General features: G+C 68.0%; 1 protein-coding gene and 1 pseudogene. Both read left to right on the top strand.

What is annotated here, in order from left to right; all coding sequences use genetic code 11:
* Positions 1-177: 177 nt before the first annotated feature.
* Positions 178-318 (top strand): annotated as a pseudogene (locus ACZ5CR_RS47540) (transposase); the annotation flags it as partial.
* Between the two features lie 19 nt (positions 319-337).
* Positions 338-1,022: IS5 family transposase (locus tag ACZ5CR_RS47535; protein ID WP_468870313.1), on the top strand; the 685-nt coding region annotated here is incomplete at its 3' end.

Here is a 1,022-nt window from a genome sequence, read left to right as displayed (position 1 = left end):
GCCCACGAGAAGAAGGACCCCGACGGCCTCTATATCCGCACGGTGATCACGCAGATGAGGGCGATCGAGTCCACCTTCGATCTCCTGGCCCACCTGGAATGACCATCACGGAAAGGCAACGGGCCGCGACCGCCCGGCAGTTGGCCTCCCCACCCGCGGTCGCGGCCCGGCCCTGCCATGCTGCCGCGCTACCACTACCCCTCGGACATGTCCGACCTCGAATGGGCCCAGCTGGAGACGCTCCTGCCGGTCCCGGCCTGCCAGACGGCCCGGGGCGGGGCGCCGGAGAAGTGGCCTAGGCGCCGCGTCATCGACACCATCCGCTACATCACTGACAATGGAGCGAAATGGCGCGCTCTGCCCGCCGACTTCGGGGCATTCCCTGGCGCACGATCTTCGGATACTTCGCCGCTGGGCCAAGGCCGGGGTGCTCACGAAGATCCTCGACCAGCTGCGGCGCCGCATCCGCCTGAACAGCGACCGCTGCCCCTGGCCGGTCCGCGTGATCATCGACGCGCAGTCCGTCAAGGGCGCCGAGACCGTCTCCGCCGCCACTCGCGGCTACGACAAACGCAAGGACATCAATGGGCGGAAGCGCCATCTCATAGTTGATCAAGACGGGCTCTTCGTCGATCTGCTAGTCACGCCCGCCGACGTCCAGGAGCGGGCTGCTGCCCGCATCCTGCTCACCCGTCTGCACGCCGCCCACCCTGAGATCGTGCTGGTCTGGGCCGACAACGGCTACAGCGGCGCGGAATTCGCCGCCTGGGCCCAGAGCGCGCTCGGCATCACGATCAAGGTCGTGCCCCGCCCCGACGACGCAAAGGGCTTCATCTTGTTGCCAAAGAGGTGGGTGGTGGAGCGGTCGAATTCGTGGACGATGCGGGCCAGGCGCAACGCGAGGGACTACGAACGGCTCATGTCCCACGCCGAAGCACACATCCAGTGGGCCTTCGTCACCCTCATGACCCGCCGGCTCGCCCGCCAGCACCGCCGCGGCGCGGCGGTGCTGGCACAGGAAC

This window comes from Streptomyces sp. NPDC031274, assembly GCF_055570235.1.
Note: the sequence above shows the minus strand (reverse complement) of the source record. Positions and strands in the feature narration are given on the sequence as shown.